At 68.6% G+C, this 20287-nt stretch carries 17 protein-coding genes and 1 tRNA gene; 11 read left to right on the top strand and 7 right to left on the bottom strand.

What is annotated here, in order from left to right; translation table 11 throughout:
- Genes AB0269_RS05300 through pepN form a run of 4 tightly spaced genes read right to left on the bottom strand, consistent with a single transcriptional unit; the run spans position 1 to position 5784 of the window.
- Entirely contained in the window at positions 1–1659 is a 1659-nt protein-coding gene (locus AB0269_RS05300; protein ID WP_366210193.1) for an FAD-binding dehydrogenase, read from the bottom strand.
- Positions 1656–2108, bottom strand: coding sequence for a globin (locus AB0269_RS05295; RefSeq protein WP_366210192.1), 453 nt, complete (start codon positions 2106–2108; stop codon positions 1656–1658). The genes AB0269_RS05300 and AB0269_RS05295 overlap by 4 nt, the downstream gene beginning before the upstream one ends.
- Positions 2105–3184 carry a mechanosensitive ion channel family protein gene (locus tag AB0269_RS05290; protein WP_366210509.1) on the bottom strand — a complete coding sequence of 360 codons (1080 nt, stop codon included), beginning with the start codon at positions 3182–3184 and terminating at the stop codon, positions 2105–2107. Before AB0269_RS05290 ends, AB0269_RS05295 begins: the two co-directional genes overlap by 4 nt.
- Before the next feature lie 41 nt (positions 3185–3225).
- Positions 3226–5784 carry an aminopeptidase N gene (gene pepN, locus AB0269_RS05285; protein WP_366210191.1) on the bottom strand — a complete coding sequence of 853 codons (2559 nt, stop codon included), beginning with the start codon at positions 5782–5784 and terminating at the stop codon, positions 3226–3228.
- A 123-nt stretch (positions 5785–5907) separates the two neighbouring features.
- On the opposite strand from pepN, the gene AB0269_RS05280 reads away from it, so the two are divergent.
- The 9 genes from AB0269_RS05280 to AB0269_RS05240 all read left to right on the top strand — a co-directional run bounded on the left by AB0269_RS05280 (position 5908) and on the right by AB0269_RS05240 (position 16542).
- Entirely contained in the window at positions 5908–7089 is a 1182-nt protein-coding gene (locus AB0269_RS05280; protein ID WP_366210190.1) for a ferrochelatase, read from the top strand.
- Positions 7090–7109: 20 nt separating this feature from the next.
- A complete protein-coding gene (locus AB0269_RS05275) occupies positions 7110–7595 on the top strand; it encodes a ribose-5-phosphate isomerase (protein WP_366210189.1) in 486 nt (161 codons plus the stop codon).
- Position 7596: 1 nt separating this feature from the next.
- A complete protein-coding gene (locus AB0269_RS05270; RefSeq protein WP_366210188.1) occupies positions 7597–8595 on the top strand; it encodes a DNA-formamidopyrimidine glycosylase family protein in 999 nt (332 codons plus the stop codon).
- Between the two features lie 45 nt (positions 8596–8640).
- Positions 8641–10119 carry a sodium:alanine symporter family protein gene (locus tag AB0269_RS05265; protein ID WP_366210187.1) on the top strand — a complete coding sequence of 493 codons (1479 nt, stop codon included), beginning with the start codon at positions 8641–8643 and terminating at the stop codon, positions 10117–10119.
- Between the two features lie 44 nt (positions 10120–10163).
- Positions 10164–10820: an FMN-binding negative transcriptional regulator gene (locus AB0269_RS05260; RefSeq protein WP_366210186.1), complete on the top strand. Its 657-nt coding sequence runs from the start codon at positions 10164–10166 to the stop codon at positions 10818–10820.
- On the top strand, positions 10817–12292 hold the full coding sequence (locus tag AB0269_RS05255; protein WP_366210185.1) for an amidohydrolase family protein: 1476 nt from the start codon (positions 10817–10819) through the stop codon (positions 12290–12292). Before AB0269_RS05260 ends, AB0269_RS05255 begins: the two co-directional genes overlap by 4 nt.
- A 76-nt stretch (positions 12293–12368) precedes the next feature.
- Positions 12369–13679 carry a DUF222 domain-containing protein gene (locus AB0269_RS05250; RefSeq protein WP_366210184.1) on the top strand — a complete coding sequence of 437 codons (1311 nt, stop codon included), beginning with the start codon at positions 12369–12371 and terminating at the stop codon, positions 13677–13679.
- A gap of 49 nt (positions 13680–13728) precedes the next feature.
- On the top strand, positions 13729–14361 hold the full coding sequence (locus AB0269_RS05245) for a hypothetical protein (RefSeq protein WP_366210183.1): 633 nt from the start codon (positions 13729–13731) through the stop codon (positions 14359–14361).
- Positions 14362–14424: 63 nt separating this feature from the next.
- A complete protein-coding gene (locus tag AB0269_RS05240; RefSeq protein ID WP_366210182.1) occupies positions 14425–16542 on the top strand; it encodes an acyltransferase family protein in 2118 nt (705 codons plus the stop codon).
- A 63-nt stretch (positions 16543–16605) separates the two neighbouring features.
- Here the strand turns inward: AB0269_RS05240 and AB0269_RS05235 are convergent, their stop codons facing one another.
- Positions 16606–17091, bottom strand: a complete 486-nt coding sequence (locus AB0269_RS05235; protein ID WP_230102801.1) for a DNA starvation/stationary phase protection protein — start codon at positions 17089–17091, stop codon at positions 16606–16608.
- A gap of 140 nt (positions 17092–17231) precedes the next feature.
- On the opposite strand from AB0269_RS05235, the gene AB0269_RS05230 reads away from it, so the two are divergent.
- Both AB0269_RS05230 and AB0269_RS05225 read left to right on the top strand, forming a co-directional pair.
- Complete coding sequence (locus AB0269_RS05230) at positions 17232–17771, top strand: gamma carbonic anhydrase family protein (protein WP_366210181.1); 540 nt, start codon at positions 17232–17234, stop codon at positions 17769–17771.
- A gap of 13 nt (positions 17772–17784) precedes the next feature.
- A tRNA-Ile gene (locus AB0269_RS05225) sits at positions 17785–17858 on the top strand.
- A gap of 11 nt (positions 17859–17869) precedes the next feature.
- On the opposite strand, the gene AB0269_RS05220 is transcribed toward AB0269_RS05225, so the two are convergent.
- A complete protein-coding gene (locus tag AB0269_RS05220; protein WP_175986177.1) occupies positions 17870–18112 on the bottom strand; it encodes a hypothetical protein in 243 nt (80 codons plus the stop codon).
- A 17-nt stretch (positions 18113–18129) separates the two neighbouring features.
- Positions 18130–20127: a DUF262 domain-containing protein gene (locus tag AB0269_RS05215; RefSeq protein WP_366210180.1), complete on the bottom strand. Its 1998-nt coding sequence runs from the start codon at positions 20125–20127 to the stop codon at positions 18130–18132.
- Between the last annotated feature and the right edge of the window lie 160 nt (positions 20128–20287).

The following is a 20287-nucleotide window of genomic DNA, read 5'->3' as shown; positions in this document are numbered from 1 at the left end:
TCAGCGCGCCGCGGCGCGGCCGGCCTGACGCCCCGAGAACAGGCATCCGCCGAGGAAGGTGCCCTCGAGCGCGCGGTAGCCGTGCACGCCGCCGCCGCCGAATCCGCTCGCCTCGCCCGCGGCGAAGAGTCCGGGGATGACCGCGCCGTCGGAGCCGAGGGCGCGACCCTCCAGATCCGTGTTGATGCCTCCGAGCGACTTGCGGGTGAGCACGTGCAGCTTGACGGCGATCATGGGCCCGGCAGCCGAGTCCTGCAGACGGTGCGGCGCCGCGGTGCGGATGAGCTTGTCGCCCCGGTACCCGCGCATGGAGCGCAGCATCCCGATCTGGGCGTCCTTCGTGAAGTCGTTGTCCATCTCCCGGTCGCGCGCGATGACCTCGCGCCTCACCCGGTCGACGTCGAGGACGTCGCCGCCGTCGTGCCGCCGCATCTGCTCGAGCAGCGACTCGAGGTCGTTCTCGACGATGAAGTCCGCCCCCTCGTCCAGGAACGCCTGAACGGGTCCGGTCGGTCCCTTCGCCAGGCGGGACTTCAGCAGCAGTTTCACGTCCTTGCCGGTGAGGTCGGGGTTCTGCTCGCTGCCCGAGAGAGCGAACTCCTTCTCGACGATCTGCCGCGACGTGATGAACCACGAGTGGTCGTGGCCGGTCGTGCGCAGGTGCTCGAGCGTGCCGAGCGTGTCGAAGCCGGGGAACAGCGGAACGGGGAGCCGTCTGCCGGTTGCGTCCAGCCACAGTGACGACGGACCGGGCAGGATGCGGATGCCGTGCATCGGCCAGACCGGGTTCCAGTTCTGGATGCCCTCCACGTAGTGCCACATGCGGTCGCCGTTGATCAGGCGGGCGCCGGCTGCCGCTGAGACCGTCTGCATGGAGCCGTCGACGTACGAGGGCACGCCCGACAGCATGTGCGCGGGCGGGGCGCCGAGTTGCTCCGGCCATGCCGAGCGGACGAGCTCGTGATTGCCGCCGATGCCGCCGGAGGCGACGATCGTCGCGCCCGCCGTGACCTCGAAGTCGCCGACGGCATCGCGCGATGAGGTCACGCCTCGCTCGGCCCCGCTGTCGGCGAGGACGTCGCCGCGAGCGCCCACCACGGCGCCGTCTGCGACCATCAGCTCCGTGACGCGGTGGCGGGGGAGGATCGTCAGCGTCCCGGCATCCTCGGCGCGCCGTGCGGCTTCCTCGAAGGGCGCGACGATGCCGGGTCCGGTGCCCCACGTGATGTGGAACCGGGGCACCGAGTTGCCTGGGCCCATCGCGCCGTAGCCGCCGCGCTCGGCCCAGCCGACGACGGGGAAGAAACCGACGCCGCGCTCGCGCAGCCATGCGCGTTTCTCGCCCGCTGCGAACTCGAGGTACGCCTGCGCCCACCGGCGCGGCCACTCGTCCTCCTCGCGGTCGAAGCCCGCATTGCCGAACCAGTCCTGGGACGCCAGCTCGAGCGAGTCCTTCACGCCCATCCGGCGCTGCTCGGGCGAATCGATGAAGAACAGGCCGCCGAAGGACCACCAGGCTTGTCCGCCCAGGTTCGAGCGGGGCTCCTGGTCGAGGATGATCACGGTCTTGCCGGCAGCGGTCGCCTCAGCCGCCGCGACAAGGCCCGACAACCCCCATCCGATGACCAGGACGTCTGCGGACACGGGGGTGGTCGTCATGCGTTCTCCGTTGAATCCTGACTGGTGCTTCGCGTCTCGAGCGTCTGCCGCCCGCCGGGAGCAGGGCCGATGCCGGACCGCTCCATGGTGTTCACCATGGCATATGCGGCCCGCTCGAGGTAGTCCCAGAGCGTCGCCTCGTGCAGCGGCGAGAGCTCGGCCTCGTCCACGGCGATGCGCATGCAGCGCAGCCAGCGGTCCCGGGCGTCGGGGTCGACGCGGAACGGCATGTGCCGCATGCGCAGCCGCGGATGCCCGCGCCGCTCACCGTACGTCGCAGGCCCTCCCCAGTACTGCACAAGGAACATCGTCAGCCGCTCGGCGGCGGGTCCGAGGTCCTCTTCCGGGTACATCGGCTTCAGGACGGGGTCGAGGGCGACCTCGCGATAGAAGACGTCGACGATCCGCTCGAAGGTCGCGTGTCCGCCGACCTCGTCGTAGAACGTCATGGCTTCGACTCCGGTGGCTCCGGCTGCTGCTTCGGGTTCTTCTTGCGCCAGATGCCCCGTGCCGGGGGCACACCGGTCACGGCATTCGGGCGGGTCTTGGGCGGGTTCGCACCGCGCACCCGCCGTGCGCCCGCGGTGCCCTCGGGCACGACCGATGCCAGGGAGGGGACGGCGAGGTCGAGCTTCTCGACGGCATCCTTCAGGCGCATCCGCAGCTCGTGCGCGACGTCGTCCATCGCGGTCGCCCGCGTCTTCATGACGACGCGGATGACGAGAGCATCTCCGTCCATGGACTCCAGACCCCAGACCTCGGGGCGCTCGATGATGCGGGTGCGCCACTTCGGGTCCTTGGCAAGCCCCTGCGCGGCTTCCAGCAGAGCCTCCTCGACGACCGGGACATCGGCGTCGACGGGGACGCCGATGTCGACGATGGCACGCGCCCATCCCTGCGACATGTTTCCGATCCGGGTGACCTCGCCGTTGCGGACGTACCAGAGCGTGCCGTTGACGTCGCGCACGTGCGTGATCCGGACGGCGACGTACTCGACGACGCCTGAGGCGAGGCCCATGTCGACCATGTCGCCGATGCCGATCTGGTCCTCCGCGACGATGAACAGCCCGTTCAGCACGTCCTTGACGATGTTCTGGGCGCCGAAGCCGAGGCCGGCGCCCAGCGCGGCGGTGAGCAGGGTGAGCGAGCCGACGAGGTCCGGTGCGAGCGCGTTCGTGATCAGCACGATGCCGACGATGCCGACCGTGACGTTCACGATGTTCTGCAGGATGGTCCCGAGCGTCCGGGTGCGCTGCACGAGCCGCATGTCCGACAGCGGCGAGCGCTCCAGCGCCTGCGTGTCCTCGACGTTGGCCTTCGACTTCGCGCTGTCGACGATGCGGTGCACGACCCGGCGGATCACGAAGCGCAGAGCGAACGCGATCGCGACGCAGATCACGATGATCAGCAGGACGTTCAGCAGATTCCCGCCGGCCTCGATGAGCCAGGCGAGCGTGCGCGACCAGAAGTCCACCAGCCACGACGGCAGCTGAGGTGCGGGCGCGGTCTCAAACGGGATGTCCAACACCCTTCGATCCTACTGATCGGAGGTCTGCGAACCCTGAGTCAGGACGCGTCCTCGGCATCCCGTGCCTGCGCCGACAGCGCGCGCTCGACGTCTGCGAGACCCTCGCTGACCAGGCGCCGCAGCGCCGGTGCCGCGTCGCTGTTCGCCGACAGCCACGCGCGGGTCGCATCGCGCAGCTCGGCGTTCGCGAGGGGCGTGGGGTACAGGCCGACGATCAGGTAGTTCGCGATCTGATAGGTGCGCGATTCCCAGACCGGCACGAGCATGTCGAAGTAGCGCTGCACGAATTCGCCGAGGACCTCGGTGCTGTTCGGGTGCACGAAGCCGAGCGCGGCTGAGCGGATGATCGTGTTCGGGAGGTCGGCGTTGTCGACCAGCGATGCCCATGCCGTGCGCTTGTCCTCGGCCGTGGGGAGCGCGGCCCTGGCCTGGGCGGCGAATTCGGCGCCCTTCGAGGTGTTGTCACCTGCGAGTGCGGCGTCGATGGCTGCCGCGTCCGTCGCTCCGACGGACGCGAGGCCGACGAGCAGCTGCCATGACAGGTCGGTGTCGATCTCGAGGCCGGGCAGCGTCTCCTCGCCCGAGCGCAGGCGTCCGACGATGCCGGCGTGCTCGGCGCTGACGAGGGACGAGGCGAACGCGGTGACGAACTGCAGCTGGCTGTCGCTACCGGCCTGCGCGCCCTGGGCGAGCTCCCACAGGCCGTCCGCGATCTTCGAACGCGCGGCGCCACGGGCTTCGGGGGCGACGTACAGGTTCGCGGCCGTGCGCAGCTGGGCGAGAGTGGTGCGGACCGTGGTCGACTCCGTCTCGCGGCCGATGTTGCCCAGGACGAGGTCGATGTAGTCGGATGCCGCACTCTCGGCGTCGCGGGTCTGGTCCCAGGCGGCGCCCCACACGAGCGAGCGGGCGAGCGGGTCGGAGACATCGGCGAGGTGCGCGATCGCGGTCTCGAGCGAGCGCTCGTCGAGGCGGATCTTCGCGTAGGCGAGGTCGTTGTCGTTGAGCAGGACGAGGTCCGGGCGCTTCAGGCCCTGCAGCTCCGGCACCTCGGTGCGGTCGCCGTCGACGTCGATCTCCACGTAGTGGGTGCGGGTGAGCGCGCCGCCGGTGAGGTTGTAGAAGCCGATGCCCAGACGGTGCGGTCGGATGGTCGGGTAGTCGGCCGGGGCGGTCTGCGTGATCGCGAAGCGCGAGATCACGCCGTCCGCGTCGTCGGCGATGACCGGCGAGAGGGTGTTGACGCCCGCGGTCTCGAGCCACTTCTTCGACCAGGTCGTCAGCTCGCGGCCGCTGGTGGCCTCGAGCTCGGTGAGCAGGTCGCTGAGCTCGGTGTTTCCCCACGAGTGCTTCTGGAAGTACTGGCCGACGCCGGCGAAGAACGCGTCGATGCCGACCCAGGCGGCGAGCTGCTTGAGGACGGATCCGCCCTTGGCATACGTGATGCCGTCGAAGTTCACCTGCACGTCTTCGAGATCGTTGATCTCGGCCGTGATGGGGTGGGTGGACGGGAGTTGATCCTGGCGGTACGCCCAGGTCTTCTCCATCGCGTTGAAGGTCGTCCACGCCTCGGTCCACTCGGTGGCCTCAGCCGTGGCGATGGTCGACGCCCACTCCGCGAACGACTCGTTCAGCCAGAGGTCGTTCCACCACTTCATGGTGACGAGGTCGCCGAACCACATGTGCGCGAGCTCGTGCAGGATCGTGACGACGCGGCGCTCCTTGACGGCGTCGGTGACCTTGCTGCGGAACACGTAGGTCTCGGTGAAGGTCACCGCACCGGCGTTCTCCATGGCGCCCGCATTGAACTCGGGGACGAAGAGCTGGTCGTACTTGGCGAACGGGTACGGGACGCCGAACTTCTCCTCGTAGTACGCGAAGCCCTCGCGGGTCTTGTCGAAGATGTAGTCGGCGTCGAGGTGCTCCCACAGGCTCTTGCGGCCGTACACGCCGAGCGGGATGACACGGCCGTCGGCGCTCGTCAGCTCGGAGAACGTCGACTCGTACGGGCCGGCGATGATCGCGGTGATGTACGACGAGATGCGCGGCGTGGGCTCGAAGCCCCAGGTCGCCGTGCTGCTCTCGTCGTGATTGATGGGCTCGGGGGTCGGGGAGTTCGAGACGACCTTCCAGGTGTCGGGTGCGGTGACCGTGAACTGGAAGGTGGCCTTCAGATCGGGCTGCTCGAAGACAGCGAACACGCGCCGGGAGTCGGGCACCTCGAACTGCGAGTAGAGGTAGACCTCGCCGTCGACCGGGTCGACGAAGCGGTGCAGGCCCTCGCCCGTGTTGGTGTAGAGGCAATCGGCATCGACGACGAGCACGTTCTCGGCCTGCAGGTCGGTCAGCGCGATCCGCGACTCCGCGAACACCTCGGCGGGATCCAGCAGCTCGCCGTTGAGCGAGATCTCGCGCACGTCGCGGGCGATCAGGTCGATGAAGGTGAAGCTGCCGGGCTTCGCGGTGAAGCGGACCACGCTGCGCGAGCCGAAGACCTCGGCGCCCTTGGTCAGATCGAGCGAGATCTCGTAAGACTGAGTCTCGATGAGCTCGCGGCGCTCCTGCGCTTCGATACGGGTGAGGTTCTCTCCAGGCACAGCTGTTTCTCCCAGGGGTTCGGGGGGTGTCGCCTCGGGTCGACGCTGCTGGCGCCGACGGCAACCATGACAGCCTACGCCAGGACTGCGCGGGGGTGCGCGCGGAGATGCGAGGATGGGGGAGTGACTGCTCCCGATCAGAGTCCTGTTCCCTTCGCCTCGCCCGCCGCCGCCAGCGGTGCCGAGTTCGTCGAGACCCCGGTCGACTACGACGCTGTCGTGCTCGCGAGCTTCGGCGGCCCGGAGGGCCAGGACGACGTCATCCCGTTCCTGCGCAATGTGACCCGTGGCCGCGGCATCCCCGACGAGCGGCTCGAAGAGGTCGCCCATCACTACCGGCACTTCGGGGGCGTCAGCCCGATCAACGAGCAGAACCGTCAGCTGAAGGCCGCGCTCGAGGCCGAACTCGCCTCGCGCGGCATCGATCTGCCGGTCTACTGGGGCAACCGCAACTGGGCTCCCTACCTCGAGGACGCCTTCGCGCAGGCTGCGGAGGACGGGCATCGCACGCTTCTCGTGCTCGCCACCAGCGCCTACAGCTCGTATTCCAGCGATCGTCAGTACCGCGAGGACATCGCGCGCGCGATCACGGATGCCGGCCTCGAAGACCGGGTCACCGCGGACAAGGTGCGGCTGTTCTTCGATCACCCCGGCTTCGTCGCTCCCTTCCAGGAAGGCGTGGATGCCGCAGTCGCGTCGTTCCTGGAGCAGGGCATCGCGGCATCCGACATCCACGTCCTCTTCTCGACGCACTCCATCCCGACGGCGGATGCCGAGCGCTCCGGTCCCCGCGATGTCGACTGGGGCGAGGGCGGCGCATACGTCGCGCAGCACCGCGCCGTCGCCGAGCACATCGTCGAGAAGCTCGGCGCTGTGACGGGGGGCACGACCGTCCCCTGGCAGCTGGTCTTCCAGTCGCGTTCCGGCCCGCCCACCCAGCCCTGGCTCGAGCCCGACATCAACGACGTGATCGCGGAGCTGCCGGCCGCGGGCGCGAAGGCTGTCGTCATCGTGCCTCTCGGCTTCGTCAGCGACCACATGGAAGTGCTCTGGGATCTCGACACCGAGGCCATCGAGAGCGCACAGGAGGCGGGGCTGCTCGCCGTGCGCACGCCGACGCCCGGCATCCACCCCGCGTTCGTATCAGGTCTGATCGATCTCGTGCTGGAGCGTGTGGAGGGAACGCCTGCGGCGCAGCGTCCGCACGTGAGCGCACTCGGGCCCTGGTACGACATCGCGCGCCCCGGCGACTGCGAGAACGTGCGGCTCGGGTTCAAGCCCGCAGCCTCCGGGCTCGTGCCCTGACCGCTCCTAGGATGGTCTGCATGCGCATCCACATCGCCACCGATCACGCAGGGCTCGAGTTCTCCACCCGGCTGCAGGACCACCTGCGCTCGCTGGGCCACGAGGTCGTCGACCACGGACCCGTCGAATACGACGCCCTCGACGACTATCCGGCGTTCTGCATCCGCGCAGCGCAGGCCGTCGTCGCCGATCAGTCCGCGGGCGTCGAGGCGCTCGGTGTGGTCTTCGGCGGCTCGGGAAACGGTGAGCAGATCGCGGCGAACAAGGTCCAGGGCATCCGTGCCGCCCTCGTCTGGAACCTCTCGACGGCCGAGCTCGCCCGCGAGCACAACGACGCCAACGTGATCTCGATCGGTGCGCGCCAGCACACCTTCGAGGAGGTCGTCTCGTTCATCGAGCGGTTCATCAGAACGCCGTTCTCGAACGACGAGCGCCACGTGCGACGGATCGGTCAGATCGCTGATTTCGAGCGCGACGGATCCCTGCTGCCCGACCCGCGAGCCTGACATGCCCGAGGGTCACTCCGTCCACCGGATCGCCCGGCAGTTCGATCGCAACTTCGTCGGCAGGACGATGTCGGCCTCGAGTCCGCAGGGCCGCTTCGCCGAGGGTGCCGCGGTGCTCGACGGGCGGACGGCGGTCGGCGTCAAGGCGGTCGGCAAGCAGATGTTCCTCGAGGCCGAGGGCGACCTCTGGCTGCGCGTGCACCTCGGACTCTACGGAGCGTGGGATTTCGCCGGCGAGATCCTGCTCGATCCGACGATCGCCTCCGCCAACGGCCGTATGGGCCAGACGAACCAGCGCGGAACCGATCTGGATGCCGCGATCCTCGACGACGCCGGCGAGAACTCGCTGGCATCCATCGGCGCACCGCGCCGCACCCGCGTGCACGTGCGCATGTCGGAGCAGACCAAGGGGCTCGCCGACGAGGGCGCCGAGTGGCCGCCCCCGGTCGTCGGCCAGGTGCGGCTGCGGCTGATGACCGACATCACGGCCGCCGACCTGCGCGGGCCCACCGCGTGCGAGCTCCAGACACCGGACGAGATGCTCGCAACGGTCGCCAAGCTCGGTCCTGATCCGCTCGTGGGCGATCCGGCCGAGAACGAGGAGCGCTTCGTCCGCGCCGTGCGTCGCCGCGGCGTGCCGATCGCGCTGCTGCTCATGGACCAGTCGGTGGTCAGCGGCATCGGCAACGTGTACCGCGCCGAGATGCTCTACCGCGCGCGGCTGAACCCGCACACGCCGGGCAAGCACGTGCCGGAGGAGATCGTCCGCGAGCTCTGGCGCGACTGGGCGCGCCTGCTGCCGATCGGCGTCGAGACCGGCCAGATGATGACGATGGACGACCTCTCGCCGCAGGATTACCGCGCCGCGATGGCGAGCCGCGATGACCGCCACTGGGTGTATCACCGGGCAGGGCTCCCGTGTCGCACATGCGGCACGGAGATCGTTCTCGAAGAACTCGGCGCGCGCAAGCTGTACTGGTGTCCCCGCTGCCAGGCGTGATTAGGTGGAGCCTGTTCTCTGCACCGCGGCACTGACAGGAGCCTCATGGATCTCACCGGCCTTCAGACAGCTCTGGAAACGCTCTCGGGATGGATCTGGGGCCCGTGGCTCCTCATCCCGCTGCTGCTGGGAACCGGTCTGTACCTGACTATCCGCCTGGGAGGACTGCAGTTCATCCGGCTCGGCGCGGCGCTCCGTCTCGGGCTGATCAAGCGCAAGGACCCGGGCTCGGACGGCGACATCTCGCAGTTCCAGGCGCTCACGACCGCCCTCGCAGCGACCGTCGGCACGGGCAACATCGTCGGCGTCGCGACGGCGATCGGCATCGGCGGCCCCGGCGCGCTGTTCTGGATGTGGATCACAGGCCTACTCGGCATGGCGTCGAAGTACTCGGAGGCGTTCCTCGGCGTCCGGTTCCGCAAGACGGACGACGCGGGCGAGAAGAGCGGTGGCCCGCAGTACTACCTCGAACGCGGCATCCCGAACCGCTTCGGCAAGGTCCTCGCCCTGTTCTTCGCGATCGCCGCCGTCTTCGCCTGCTTCGGCATCGGCAACATGACGCAGGGCAACTCGATCGCCACGAACATGGAGAACAGTTTCAGCGTTCCGACCTGGGTCACCGGTCTCGTGCTGACCGCGTTCGCGCTGATCGTGCTCGTCGGCGGCATCAAGTCCATCGGCCGGGTGACCGCGGGTCTCGTGCCGATCATGATCATCTTCTACGTCCTCGGCGCGCTGTACATCCTCATCGCCAACATCGGCGACGTGCCGGCCGCGTTCGGTCTGATCTTCACCGACGCGTTCACGGGCACGGCGCCGATCGGCGGCTTCGCCGGCTCGGCGATCATCATCGCCGTCCAGTTCGGCGTCGCACGCGGAATCTTCTCGAACGAGTCGGGCATGGGCTCGGCCGCCATCGCGGCGGCGGCCGCCAAGACCAGCCATCCGGTCCGCCAGGGTCTCGTGTCGATGACGCAGACGTTCATCGACACGATCATCGTGGTCACGTGCACGGGTCTGGTGATCGTCACCACCGGCGTCTGGAACATGACCGATCCCGAGACGGGCGAGCAGATCAGTGCGGCGCTCATGACCGGTGAGGCCTTCTCGCACGGGCTGCCCGGTGAATGGGGCCATTACATCGTCACGATCGGTCTCGTCATGTTCGCCGGCTCCACGATCCTCGGCTGGTCGTACTACGGCGAACGCAACGTCGAGCGACTGTTCGGACGCCGCGCGGTCATGCCGTTCCGGATCGTGTTCTCCCTGGTCGTCTACATCGGCTGCACCGTCCAGCTCGGCGTGGTGTGGGCGTTCTCGGACGTCATGAACGGACTGATGGCGCTGCCGAACCTCATCGGCCTGCTCGTGCTGTCGGGACTGATCGCGCGCGAGACGAAGCAGTATCTGCGCAACGATCCGAAGCTCGAGGCGTCGCAGGAGCAGATCGACGCGTTCATGGCCGGCACACCCGGCTGGGACGAGTGGAAGACGCAGGCCATCCCGCTGCCGAAGCAGCGCTGAGCCCCGCTCGGCGCTCGCCCTCGCCGGGCGCTTAGGCTGGAGCCATGCGCCAGAATCCGAGCTTCGCGATGACCGATGTGGCCGAGCTGCGCCGTGTCATCGGCGAGAACCCGTGGGCCACGCTCGTCGGTCGGGATGCCGACGGCATGACCGCGTCGCACTACGCGATCCTGCTCGACCCGGAGCGCGACGACCTCACGGTCGTCGGCCACGTCGGGCGCCCGGACGACCTGGTGCTGGGTCTGGGCCGTCCCGAGCAGCAGCTCATGGTGATCTTCCAGGGCCCGCACGGCTACATCTCGCCGGGCTGGTACGGCGACGTGGCCGCCGTGCCGACCTGGAACTACGTGGCCGTGCACCTGTCCGGGGTCCCCGAGGTGCTGGATGCCGAGGAGAATCTCCGGGTCCTGGAGCATCTCGTCGACCACTTCGAGAACCGCTTCCCGTCTCCGCGCGGCATGTGGACGCCGCCCAACGACGAGGCGTTCGTGCGCCGGCTCGAAGGAGGGACGATCGGGTTCCGTCTGACGCCCACGCGGGTGACGGCCAAGCGCAAGCTCAGCCAGAACAAGCCCGACGAGATCATCGAGAACGTGATCCTCGAGCTGTCGCGCGATGAGTCCCATCCGAATCCCGCGCTGGCGGCCGAGATGCGGCGCGCGCACGATGCTCGCCTGGCCGCACGGGCGCAGCAGGCATGACGGCATCCGACGGAGTGTCCGCGATCCGAAACGCGCGGATCGTCGGCCCGGGGCAGGAGCATCTGCCGAGCGACGAGCCCGTCGACATCCACCTGGCGGGGGAGCGCATCGTCGACATCGCTCCTGCCGGAGCGCTTCCGGTCGCAGGCGAGGCGATCGACGCACAGGGTTCCTGGGTCGTACCCGGCCTGTGGGACAACCATGTGCACACGCTGCAGTGGGCACTCGCGTCCGAGCGTGTCGCGCTGCGGGAGACGGCGTCGGCGGCGGATGCCGCGGCGCGCATGGCGACGGCGGCACCGCTCGCGGACGGTCGCCGGATCGGCGTCGGATTCCGTGATGCGCTGTGGCCGGACGCGCCGTCGCTGCCGGTCCTGGATGCCGCGACAGGCGCTGCGCCGACGTACCTCATCAACGCCGACGTGCACAGCGTCTGGCTGAACTCGGCCGCCCTCGCGCGCGAGGGCTTCGACTCGCCGGACGGGATGCTGCGCGAGGACGATGCCTTCGAGATCTCGAAGCGGCTGAACGCCGTCGATCCAGCCCGCGGCGATCGGGCGGTGGCGGCGGCCGGCGACGTGGCGGCTTCGCGCGGCGTGACGGGTCTCGTGGATTTCGACCTGGCGTGGAATGCCGACGCCTGGCGGCGGCGCGTCGACGGCGGATTCGCTTCGCAGCGCGTCGAGTTCGCCGTGTACCCCGCGGACCTCTCGCGGGCGATCGCGGAGGGGCTCCGCACCGGTGAGGCCCTGGACGGATGCGACGGGCTCGTGCACATCGGCTCGCTCAAGGTGATCACGGACGGATCGCTCGGCACGCGCACGGCGGCGTGCTCGCAGCCGTACCCGGGCGAGGAGGCCGACCACGGCGTGCTCAACGTCTCGCCGGACGAGCTCGTGGATCTGCTCACCCGCGCCACCGGGAGCGGGCTCGGCGTCGCTCTGCACGCGATCGGAGACCGTGCCGTGTCTTCGGCGCTGGACGCGGTGACGACGACCGGAGCGACCGGGACCATCGAGCACGCGCAGCTCGTCCGCCACGCGGACGTCGCGCGGATCGCGCGTCTCGGACTTTCGGCGAGCATCCAGCCCCAGCACGCCCTGGACGACCGCGACGTCGCCGGCGCGTACTGGGCGGAGCAGACGTCACTCGGTTATCCGATGGCCACTCTGCTCCGAGCGGGGGTCGAGCTGCGTCTGGGGTCTGACGCCCCCGTGGCGCCTCTGGATCCGTGGCACGCGATCGCCGCGGCCGTGCACCGCACGGACGATGAACGGGATGCATGGCATGCCGAGGAGCGTCTCTCGTTCGACGAGGCGATCCGTGCGAGTGTCCGGAGCGCCGTCAGGCCGGGGGAGCGCGCCGATCTGGTGGTGTGCGCTGCGGATCCGCGCACGGCATCGGAGGGGACTGTGCGCCGAATGCCGGTGGTGGCGACTCTGCTCGGCGGGCGGGTCACGCACTCGGGGTGAACCGACTTCAACCTGAGGTTGAAGGTTGGAGTCGAATCTGTATTCGAATGTCGGTGGCCCCGAGTTGAATGGATGCATGGCCACCGAAGCGATGACGTCACCGGAGCTCAACGCTCTCCTTGACGACCTCGTCGGCACGATCGCGTCGGTCGATCAGACCATCAACCAATTGGTCGCGGTCAAGACGACCATGCTCGCGACGGCCGCGCGGATCGCCGACGACGAGCCCTTCGACTCCGTCGATTCGCGTGAGCTGGCGCATCGGGCGGTGGCAGCCGAGATCGCCGCCGTCCTGCGCATCAGTGACCGCGTCGTCGAGGGCCAGATGGGCGATGCTGCGTTGCTCGTGCGCGACTTCCCGCGCACGGCAGCGTCCTTCGGGTCCGGGCGCATCTCGCTGTCGCATGTGCGCATCATCCTCGAAGCCGGAGTCCCGATCGAAACCTCCGAGGCGCGGGCGCGGTTCGAGTCGGCGGTCGTGCCGCGGGCCGAGGCGGAGTCGCCGAATCGGCTTCGCCCCTTCGTCAAGCAGACTGCGGAGCAGATGCGCGAGCTCTCGTTCACCGAGCGGCATCGCGAGGCGCGCGAGAAGCGGGGCGCGTGGGTCCGTTCGCGTGAAGACGGCATGGCCGAACTCGTGCAGTACGGGCCGAGCGCCATCATCCACGCAGAGCACGATCGGCTGACGCAGATGGCTGCGGCCGTGAAAACAGAGAACGCGAAGACCGCCGACGGGATCCCGGCGGACGAATTCGCCGATCAGCGCACCACCGCTCAGCTCCGCTTCGATCTTCTTGCCGATCTCGTGCTCACGGGTACGCCGACGGGGCACAGCACAGAAGACGGCCTGCTCGGCGAGATCACAGCGCATATCGACGTGACCGTGCCGGTGCTGACGCTGACGGATGCCGACGACCACGCGGCGGCAGCGCATCTCGAAGGCGTCGGTCCGATCGATCCTGCGACGGCGCGGATCCTCACGGGCAATGCGCCGGGCTTCGATCGCGTGCTCACGGATCCGTGCACCGGATCGGTTCTCGCCGTCGACCGGTACCGGCCGTCCGCCGAGATGCGGCGGTACCTGCGAGCGCGGGATCGTCGCTGCCGGTTCCCCGGGTGCCGGATGCTCGCGCGACTGTGCGACGGCGACCACACCATCGACTACGCGCTGGGCGGTGCGACAGAGGTCGGCAATCTCTCCGACCTGTGCCGGCGACATCACGTCACGAAGCACTGCACCCCGTGGAAGGTCCGACAACTCGGCGGTGGGAGTCTGGAATGGACCAGCCCCACCGGCAGGATCCACGTCGACCGGCCCCCTGGCATGGTGACGAGCGTGACCTTCGAGGATATGCAGGAACGCATCCCCGAACCTGCGCCGTTCTGAACACGGTCGCGTGCGCCATGCGGGATCGCGTTGACCGTAGCCTGGAGCGATGCTGAGCGATTCCGAGTTCGTGGCGGTCTACGGCCGCTGGGCCTCACGCACGCCGCAGGATGCCGCCGGACTCTTCGACGGCTACCGCGGAGTTTGGTGGATCGCCGGCGGGTGGGCGCTGCAGGCCTTCACCGGCGTGGAGCGGCACCATGAGGATCTCGACCCCAGCGTTCTGAGCGCGGAGCTGCCTCTGCTGCGTCGTCACCTCGCCGAGCGGCTTCACGTGTGGACGGCCGCATCCGGGGCACTGTGGCCTCTCCTTCCTGATGACCGACCGGATGCCGACGCGGACGACGTGCTCCCGGACGGCACGCACCAGCTCTGGACGAGACGCACCGCCGAGCATCCGTGGGAGTACGACATCCTCCTCTCGCCGGGAACAGCCCAGGAGTGGATCTATCGGCGAGACCCGAGCATCCGCATGCCGCTGGGCGATGCGCTCTGGGAGCGCGACGGAATCCGTTATCTCCAGCCCGAGATCCAACTCCTGTACAAGGCGAGGGGCCAGCGGCCCAAGGACGATGCCGACTTCTCCGCCACGACTCCGCACCTGGACGGACGTCGGCGGGACTGGTTGCGCGGTGCGCTCGAACGCACGATCCCCGGCCACGCCTGGATCAGCAGGCTCTGAGCGGTCGCGGAACGACGCGGGGCGGCGTCACGCGTTCCGCGATGCACCAGGTACCGTCGTAAGGTGACATCCGCCCCGCAGACGCCCTCGCCCGCCCGCGCCCGGCTCCGACGTGACCGGTCTCCGGAGCACGCCGCATCCAGCCGTTTCATCCCGCATGTCCAGGGTCTCCGCGCGATCGCGGTGCTCTTCGTGGTGCTCTACCACTTCTGGCCGGGGCGCCTCAGCGGCGGATACGTCGGGGTCGACATCTTCTTCGTCATCTCGGGCTTCCTGATCACGGCGCACCTCGCGCGCGAGCTCACCTCGACGGGAACCGTCAACCTCGGCCAGTTCTGGGCGCGCCGCGCCCGGCGTCTGCTGCCGGCGTCGCTCCTGGTCCTGCTGTTCTGCGCTGTGGCCGCGGCCACGCCGCTGCTGACTCCGACGTCGGCGATGCCCGCCGAGGTGCGCGAGATCCTCGCCTCGACGTTCTACGTCGAGAACTGGTACCTGGCGTTCAACTCCGCCGACTACCTCGCGCTCACCGGCGAGCCCACGACCGTCCAGCACTACTGGTCGCTCTCGCTGGAAGAGCAGTTCTACGTCCTGTGGCCGCTCATCATGCTGCTCGCGGCATGGATCGCGGTGAAGTTCTTCCGCGGTTCCCGTCTGCGCGCGGCGATCATCGCGATCGGCGTGGTCTCGGCGGCGTCTTTCATCTTCTGCGTGGTCTACACGATCACCGACCCGGCGCCGGCGTACTTCGTGACGTTCGGGCGCATGTGGCAGTTCGGAGTGGGCGCGCTGATCGCGCTCGTGCCGAGGCTTCGCGTCAGCAACGCGATCGTCAGCTTCGTGCTCGGCTGGGCGGGCATCCTCGTCCTGCTATACACCGCCTTCACCTTCGACGGTCAGACGCCGTTCCCCGGCTACATGGCGCTGCTGCCGACCCTCGGCGCCGCCGCGATCATCGCGGCATCCAACACGGAGCGCTGGTGGTATCCCACCCGGCTCCTCGCGATCCGTCCCATGCGGTTCACCGGCGACATCTCGTACAGCCTGTACCTCTGGCACTGGCCGCTCATCATCATCGCGCCGTCCGTGCCGTTCTGGGGCCTGACGATCTACCATCGCGTCGCGCTGCTGGTCATCTGCTTCGTGCTCGCCTGGCTGACCAAGAGGTTCGTGGAGGATCCTGTCCGCTCCTGGAAGCCGCTGACCTCCCGCAGGCCGCGTGTCACGCTCTGGGCTTCGCTGGGTGCGATGGTCCTCGTCGCGGCCGTCGCCGCCGGCGGCTGGGCTGTCAACGCCCCGACGTACCAGCAGGGAGTCCAGGCGATCCAGGACGTGCGCGAGAACCCGCCTGCGTGCTTCGGAGCGGCGAGCATTCTGGACGAATCCTGCACCGGAGACGCGCCCGACACGATCCTGCCCGCACCCGGGTTCGCCGGCGCGGACCGCCCGGACGAGCCGCAGTGCTTCATCCAGCTCAACGACTCACGGCCCGTGTCGTGCGAGTTCGGCTCCGACGCCCCGGATGCGCCGCGCATCGCGCTCGTCGGCGACAGCCACGCCTATCAGCTGCTGTCCACGTTCGAGAGCATCGCGGAGCGTGAGGGCTGGCACCTGACGACGTATTTCAAGGGCGCGTGCCCCTGGAACACGACGCCGCTGTCGACCGCCGGATCGTTCGGCGCCGCCTGCGCCGACTGGCGCGCCGGCGTCGAGTCGAAGCTCGCAGACAGCGAGTTCGACGCGGTCTTCACTGCAGCGATCTCCAACACGCCGTACTCGGCCGCCGGCCACGACTCGGCGTTCGACGCCGCCGTCGCGGGATACCGCGAGGCATGGTCGTCGATGACGGACCGGGGCATCCCGGTCGTCACCGTCGTCGACAACCCCGGGTGGGAGACCGACCCGAACAAGTGCCTCCGTACGCGCGCGCAGGCCGACTGCAACGGTGCGCGCTCCGACGTGCTCGTCGAGCACGACCCGATCCGGGATGCCGCCGAGGGCGCCGAAGGCGTCACGCTGCTCGACTTCACCGACGTGTACTGCGATGACGACACGTGCTTCCCGGTCGTGGGCGGCGCGAGCCTCTACCGCGACCAGGATCACCTCACCGTGACGTTCGTCGACACTCTCGCGCCGCAGTACACCGCAGCTCTGAAGGCTGCGATCGAGAACGGCGTCGGCTGAGCGACAGCAGAAAACGGCACCGGAGAACCGGTGCCGTTTTCTGCGGACAGTGAAGCGCGGTGCTTACTCAGCGATGTGCGCGAGGAGGAACCAGCGGTCCTTCTCGAGACCGCGCATGATCTCGATCGCGACGTCCTGGCTGGTCAGGTCGACCTCGTCGAGACCGTCGATGGCCGCCTTGGTGTCGACGAGGATCGCATCGATGTCCGCGATGACATTGCGGATCAATTCTGCTGACTGCGTGAAGCCGGCGGGAACAGCGGACGACGCGCCCTTCTCGGCGACGGCCTTGACGCGGGCGTCGATCGGGAGACCGAGGGCGACGATGCGCTCCGCGGCCGTGTCGGCGAAGCCGCCGGCATTCGCGACGACCGAGTCGAGGAGTTCATGGACGCCGATGAAGTTCGCGCCGCGGACGTGCCAGTGGGCCTGCTTTCCGCTGATCGTCAGCGCCTGCAGCCCGAGGACGACGGGGGAGAGGAACTGGGCCGCCGCTGCGGCAACGGTCGGGTCGCTGGCTGTGGTGGAAACGGTCTGCGCCTTGCTCATTTTTCTGCCTCCAGTACGGCTTTCGGATGCCTGATGGATCTAACGGTACTCAGCCTCAGACATTCCGCAAGCAAGCTGAGGCTCGGCTTATCGGCCCGAAAATCCCCGGAATCACGCGGAAGTCAGGGTAGTCTCACCTCATGAGCATCTCGTCGTCGGCATCCGTACTCGCATTGTCCGGCAGGACTCCGAAGGTCGCGGATGACGCGTTCGTCGCAGACGGAGCGCGCATCGTCGGCGAGGTCGCACTCGAGGCCGGTTCCAGCGTCTGGTACAACGCCGTCCTCCGTGGCGATTCGGCGGGCATCGTCGTCGGGCGGGGGAGCAACGTCCAGGACAATGTCTCGGTGCACGTCGACAGCGGCCACGGCGTCGTGATCGGCGAGAACGTCTCGATCGGGCACAACGCGGTCGTGCACGGCTGCACGATCGGAGACGGGTCCCTCATCGGAATGGGGTCGGTCGTCCTCAGCGGCGCGGTCATCGGCAGCGGATGCCTGATCGCCGGCGGGGCCGTCGTCCTGGGCGGCACCGAGATCCCCGACGGCTCGCTCGTCGCCGGCGTGCCGGCGAAGGTCAGGCGGGAGCTGAGCGAGGATGAGCGGGCCGATCTCTTCCGCAACGCCGAGATCTACCATGAGCACCTGCGGACGCACGAGCAGGCCGCACCGCTCGGATAGAGTGGATCCGCTAGGGGCGGTGGCCAAGCTGGTCAAGGCAGCGGGCTCATAACCCGACGATCGTGGGTTCAAGTCCCACCCGCCCTACCGAACGTCCGCTACAGCGGCCGCGCCGTGATGGCCTCGTTCCCGAGGTCCTTGCGCGCGGTGCGCAGGCACTTGGTGCACAGCAGCTCGACCGTGCGCGGATGGTCCTCGCCGCACGTGCAGTCGATCGTCACGCGCCACTTCGCCCGGCGCCCGCACGGAGCGTACGCCTCTTCATCGCCGTGATCGCACTCGCACTCCACGGGCACGTCCTCGTCCCAGCCGAGGGCGAGGTCGGCGAACTCCAGGTCCATAGGAGCATCCTGCCGCATCACATCACGTTCCCGATATAGGAGTACTTGACGAACACCTCGGCGGCGATCCCGGATTCCTCGAGAACACCCTGCAGCGCGTTCATCATGTAGTTCGAGTCCCACCCCATGTAGAGGAAGTGCGTCTCGTCGAGCGCATCCCAGTGGCCCTTCCATGCCGTGCCGGCGTAGATCGGCCCGCCGTGAGCAGCGCTGTAGGCCAGAGCCGAGTCCCGATCGTCCGTCCAGGCCCGGCGGAAGACGCGATTGAACAGCGCGCGGACGTCTTTGATCTCCCAGTGCTCGCCCCGGTACTCGACGTAGTCGAATTCGCGGTCCCATCCGGCGGGCCACCCGCGTCGGCGTACGGCATCCAGGACGGGCGTCAGGCCGTCGTCGTCGATCTCGGGCAGCGCGGGGCGCGCCCAGATCCGCAGGAGGGATGCCGCGAGCCGCACCGTGCGCTCCGTGATCGCCGCTGTGCCCCAACCGGCCGCATCGGCAAGAGAGCGCGTCTCGTCGACGGAGCTGCGGGCATAGGCGTCGCGCTGCTTGTCGGCGAACGACGCCCCGAACACGCGCTCGGTGAGGCCCTGTTCGAGCAGGGTCAGGTTCCCGAGCGTCGGCGCCAGAGCGCGATGACTGTTCTGCTCGTCCTCGGAGTACTCGCTCCACCGGCGCTTGCCGTCTCCGGACCACGCCTCACTCGGCATCAGGGGGACGATGTGCTCGATGTCGACCTCGGAAGTGTCATCGACGCCCTCGAGGCGCCCGAGCACGTACGCCGCGTGCGGCAGCTCGACGTACTTGAGCACCGCACTCACGCGCTCGTCCGAGGGGGTGATGCGCGCGAAGGCGCGCATCAAGGCGTCGCGACCCTCAGCGCGCGCGCGGCAGAGGCGGGCGATCAGGCGCTCGGGCGGCAGCCCGACGAGCGCTCGGCGCAGGTAGAGCGCCTGCGTCCACTCGAGCGTCTCGATGAGCTCCTCGCGAGCGATGAGCCCCCGGGCGTGGTCGCTGTACGCGCTCATCGCGAGGGGGTAGGCGGCGCGTCCGAACGTGTTGATGTACCCGAGCTGCCGGCGGATCTCCTCGTCCTTCTCGCGCGAGGGATCGAGCAGGATGCCGTAGATCTCGGCGTAGTGGCGCCAGACTTCGGCATCCGCCTGCAGATGCGCGACGTCGACGCTCGGGAACGAGCGCCGAAACGCCGCATACACGCCGTGCTCGCCGTCCGCCGACACCTCACGGCCGGTCGTCATGACGAGGTAGTGCCGCCAGAAGGCGCCGATCATCTCGCCGGTGTGGTGTTCGATCGGCAGCCAGAAGCGCTCCTCGACATCGAGCTGCTCCGCGTGCGTGAGCCCCATGAGGACGTAGTTGTGGATCAGCTCGTGATCGCGCAGCGGCTCGCCGGTGGAGTTCAGGCTCTCGAAGATCTGCTGCGCGTTCGCCTGAGCGCCCAGGGTGATCGAGACGTGCTCGAGCCGCTGCAGACCGCGCCAGATATCCGGCGCTTCGTCCGCGTGCACCTGGCTGCGGAAGAACGCGTAGTTGTCGTCGAAACGGGACTCCCGCTCGGTGTCGTCCCGGCGGTCGAGGACGACCGACTCGTACAGATCGGCCCAGGCATCATGCGGTCGCAGTTTGGTGCGGGTGCCGTCATCGGCGCGCACGAGCACGCGCTCCAGCTCAGTTGCCATCGTCGGATCGGAGTCCCGCACCGTGTGGCGGAGGGCTGCGACCAGCAGCATGATCGTCGTGAGGCGCTGCTGCCCGTCGATGAGGATGAGGTCGCTTTCGGCGTCGTCCGCGGCCGAGAGGATCGAGCCGATGAAGTGGCGATGCGAATCTCCTGCCCCTGCCACGGCGCGGATGTCGGCGAGCAGCCGCTCGCATCCGCCGATGTCCCAGCGGTACTGGCGCTGGTACACCGGCACGACGATCGTGGTGCCGGGAGCGGAGAGCCAATCGATGGTGTTCACCGCGTTCGCTTCGACATTCGTGGCGGTTGCCATGTTGTTCGCTTCAGCTCCTCACATCGGCGGCTGCGGACGCTCCGCCGTGAACGAGTCTAATCGGCGGCGGATTTTCACGGCCGTGTCCAGGGGCGCCGCAGGAGCCCGCTGTTAGGCTTGCCTTATCAGGGCCTGTTAAAACGTGCTGGCCCCCGATGAA

Source organism: Microbacterium sp. NPDC077644, assembly GCF_040702785.1.
Lineage (GTDB): Bacteria > Actinomycetota > Actinomycetes > Actinomycetales > Microbacteriaceae > Microbacterium.
The sequence above is the reverse complement of the archived record's forward strand: the minus strand, read 5'-3'. Positions and strand labels throughout refer to the sequence as shown.

What these genes read in the sequence shown, in the direction of transcription:
- AB0269_RS05270 (WP_366210188.1), top strand. Translation starts at nt 7,597, where the DNA reads ATGCCCGAGGGTCACTCCGTCCACCGGATCGCCCGGCAGTTCGATCGC.
- AB0269_RS05275 (WP_366210189.1), top strand. Translation starts at nt 7,110, where the DNA reads ATGCGCATCCACATCGCCACCGATCACGCAGGGCTCGAGTTCTCCACC.
- AB0269_RS05260 (WP_366210186.1), top strand. Translation starts at nt 10,164, where the DNA reads ATGCGCCAGAATCCGAGCTTCGCGATGACCGATGTGGCCGAGCTGCGC.
- AB0269_RS05265 (WP_366210187.1), top strand. Translation starts at nt 8,641, where the DNA reads ATGGATCTCACCGGCCTTCAGACAGCTCTGGAAACGCTCTCGGGATGG.
- AB0269_RS05245 (WP_366210183.1), top strand. Translation starts at nt 13,729, where the DNA reads ATGCTGAGCGATTCCGAGTTCGTGGCGGTCTACGGCCGCTGGGCCTCA.
- AB0269_RS05215 (WP_366210180.1), bottom strand. Translation starts at nt 20,127, where the DNA reads ATGGCAACCGCCACGAATGTCGAAGCGAACGCGGTGAACACCATCGAT.
- AB0269_RS05255 (WP_366210185.1), top strand. Translation starts at nt 10,817, where the DNA reads ATGACGGCATCCGACGGAGTGTCCGCGATCCGAAACGCGCGGATCGTC.
- AB0269_RS05295 (WP_366210192.1), bottom strand. Translation starts at nt 2,108, where the DNA reads ATGACGTTCTACGACGAGGTCGGCGGACACGCGACCTTCGAGCGGATC.
- AB0269_RS05250 (WP_366210184.1), top strand. Translation starts at nt 12,369, where the DNA reads ATGGCCACCGAAGCGATGACGTCACCGGAGCTCAACGCTCTCCTTGAC.
- AB0269_RS05220 (WP_175986177.1), bottom strand. Translation starts at nt 18,112, where the DNA reads ATGGACCTGGAGTTCGCCGACCTCGCCCTCGGCTGGGACGAGGACGTG.
- AB0269_RS05300 (WP_366210193.1), bottom strand. Translation starts at nt 1,659, where the DNA reads ATGACGACCACCCCCGTGTCCGCAGACGTCCTGGTCATCGGATGGGGG.
- AB0269_RS05235 (WP_230102801.1), bottom strand. Translation starts at nt 17,091, where the DNA reads ATGAGCAAGGCGCAGACCGTTTCCACCACAGCCAGCGACCCGACCGTT.
- AB0269_RS05230 (WP_366210181.1), top strand. Translation starts at nt 17,232, where the DNA reads ATGAGCATCTCGTCGTCGGCATCCGTACTCGCATTGTCCGGCAGGACT.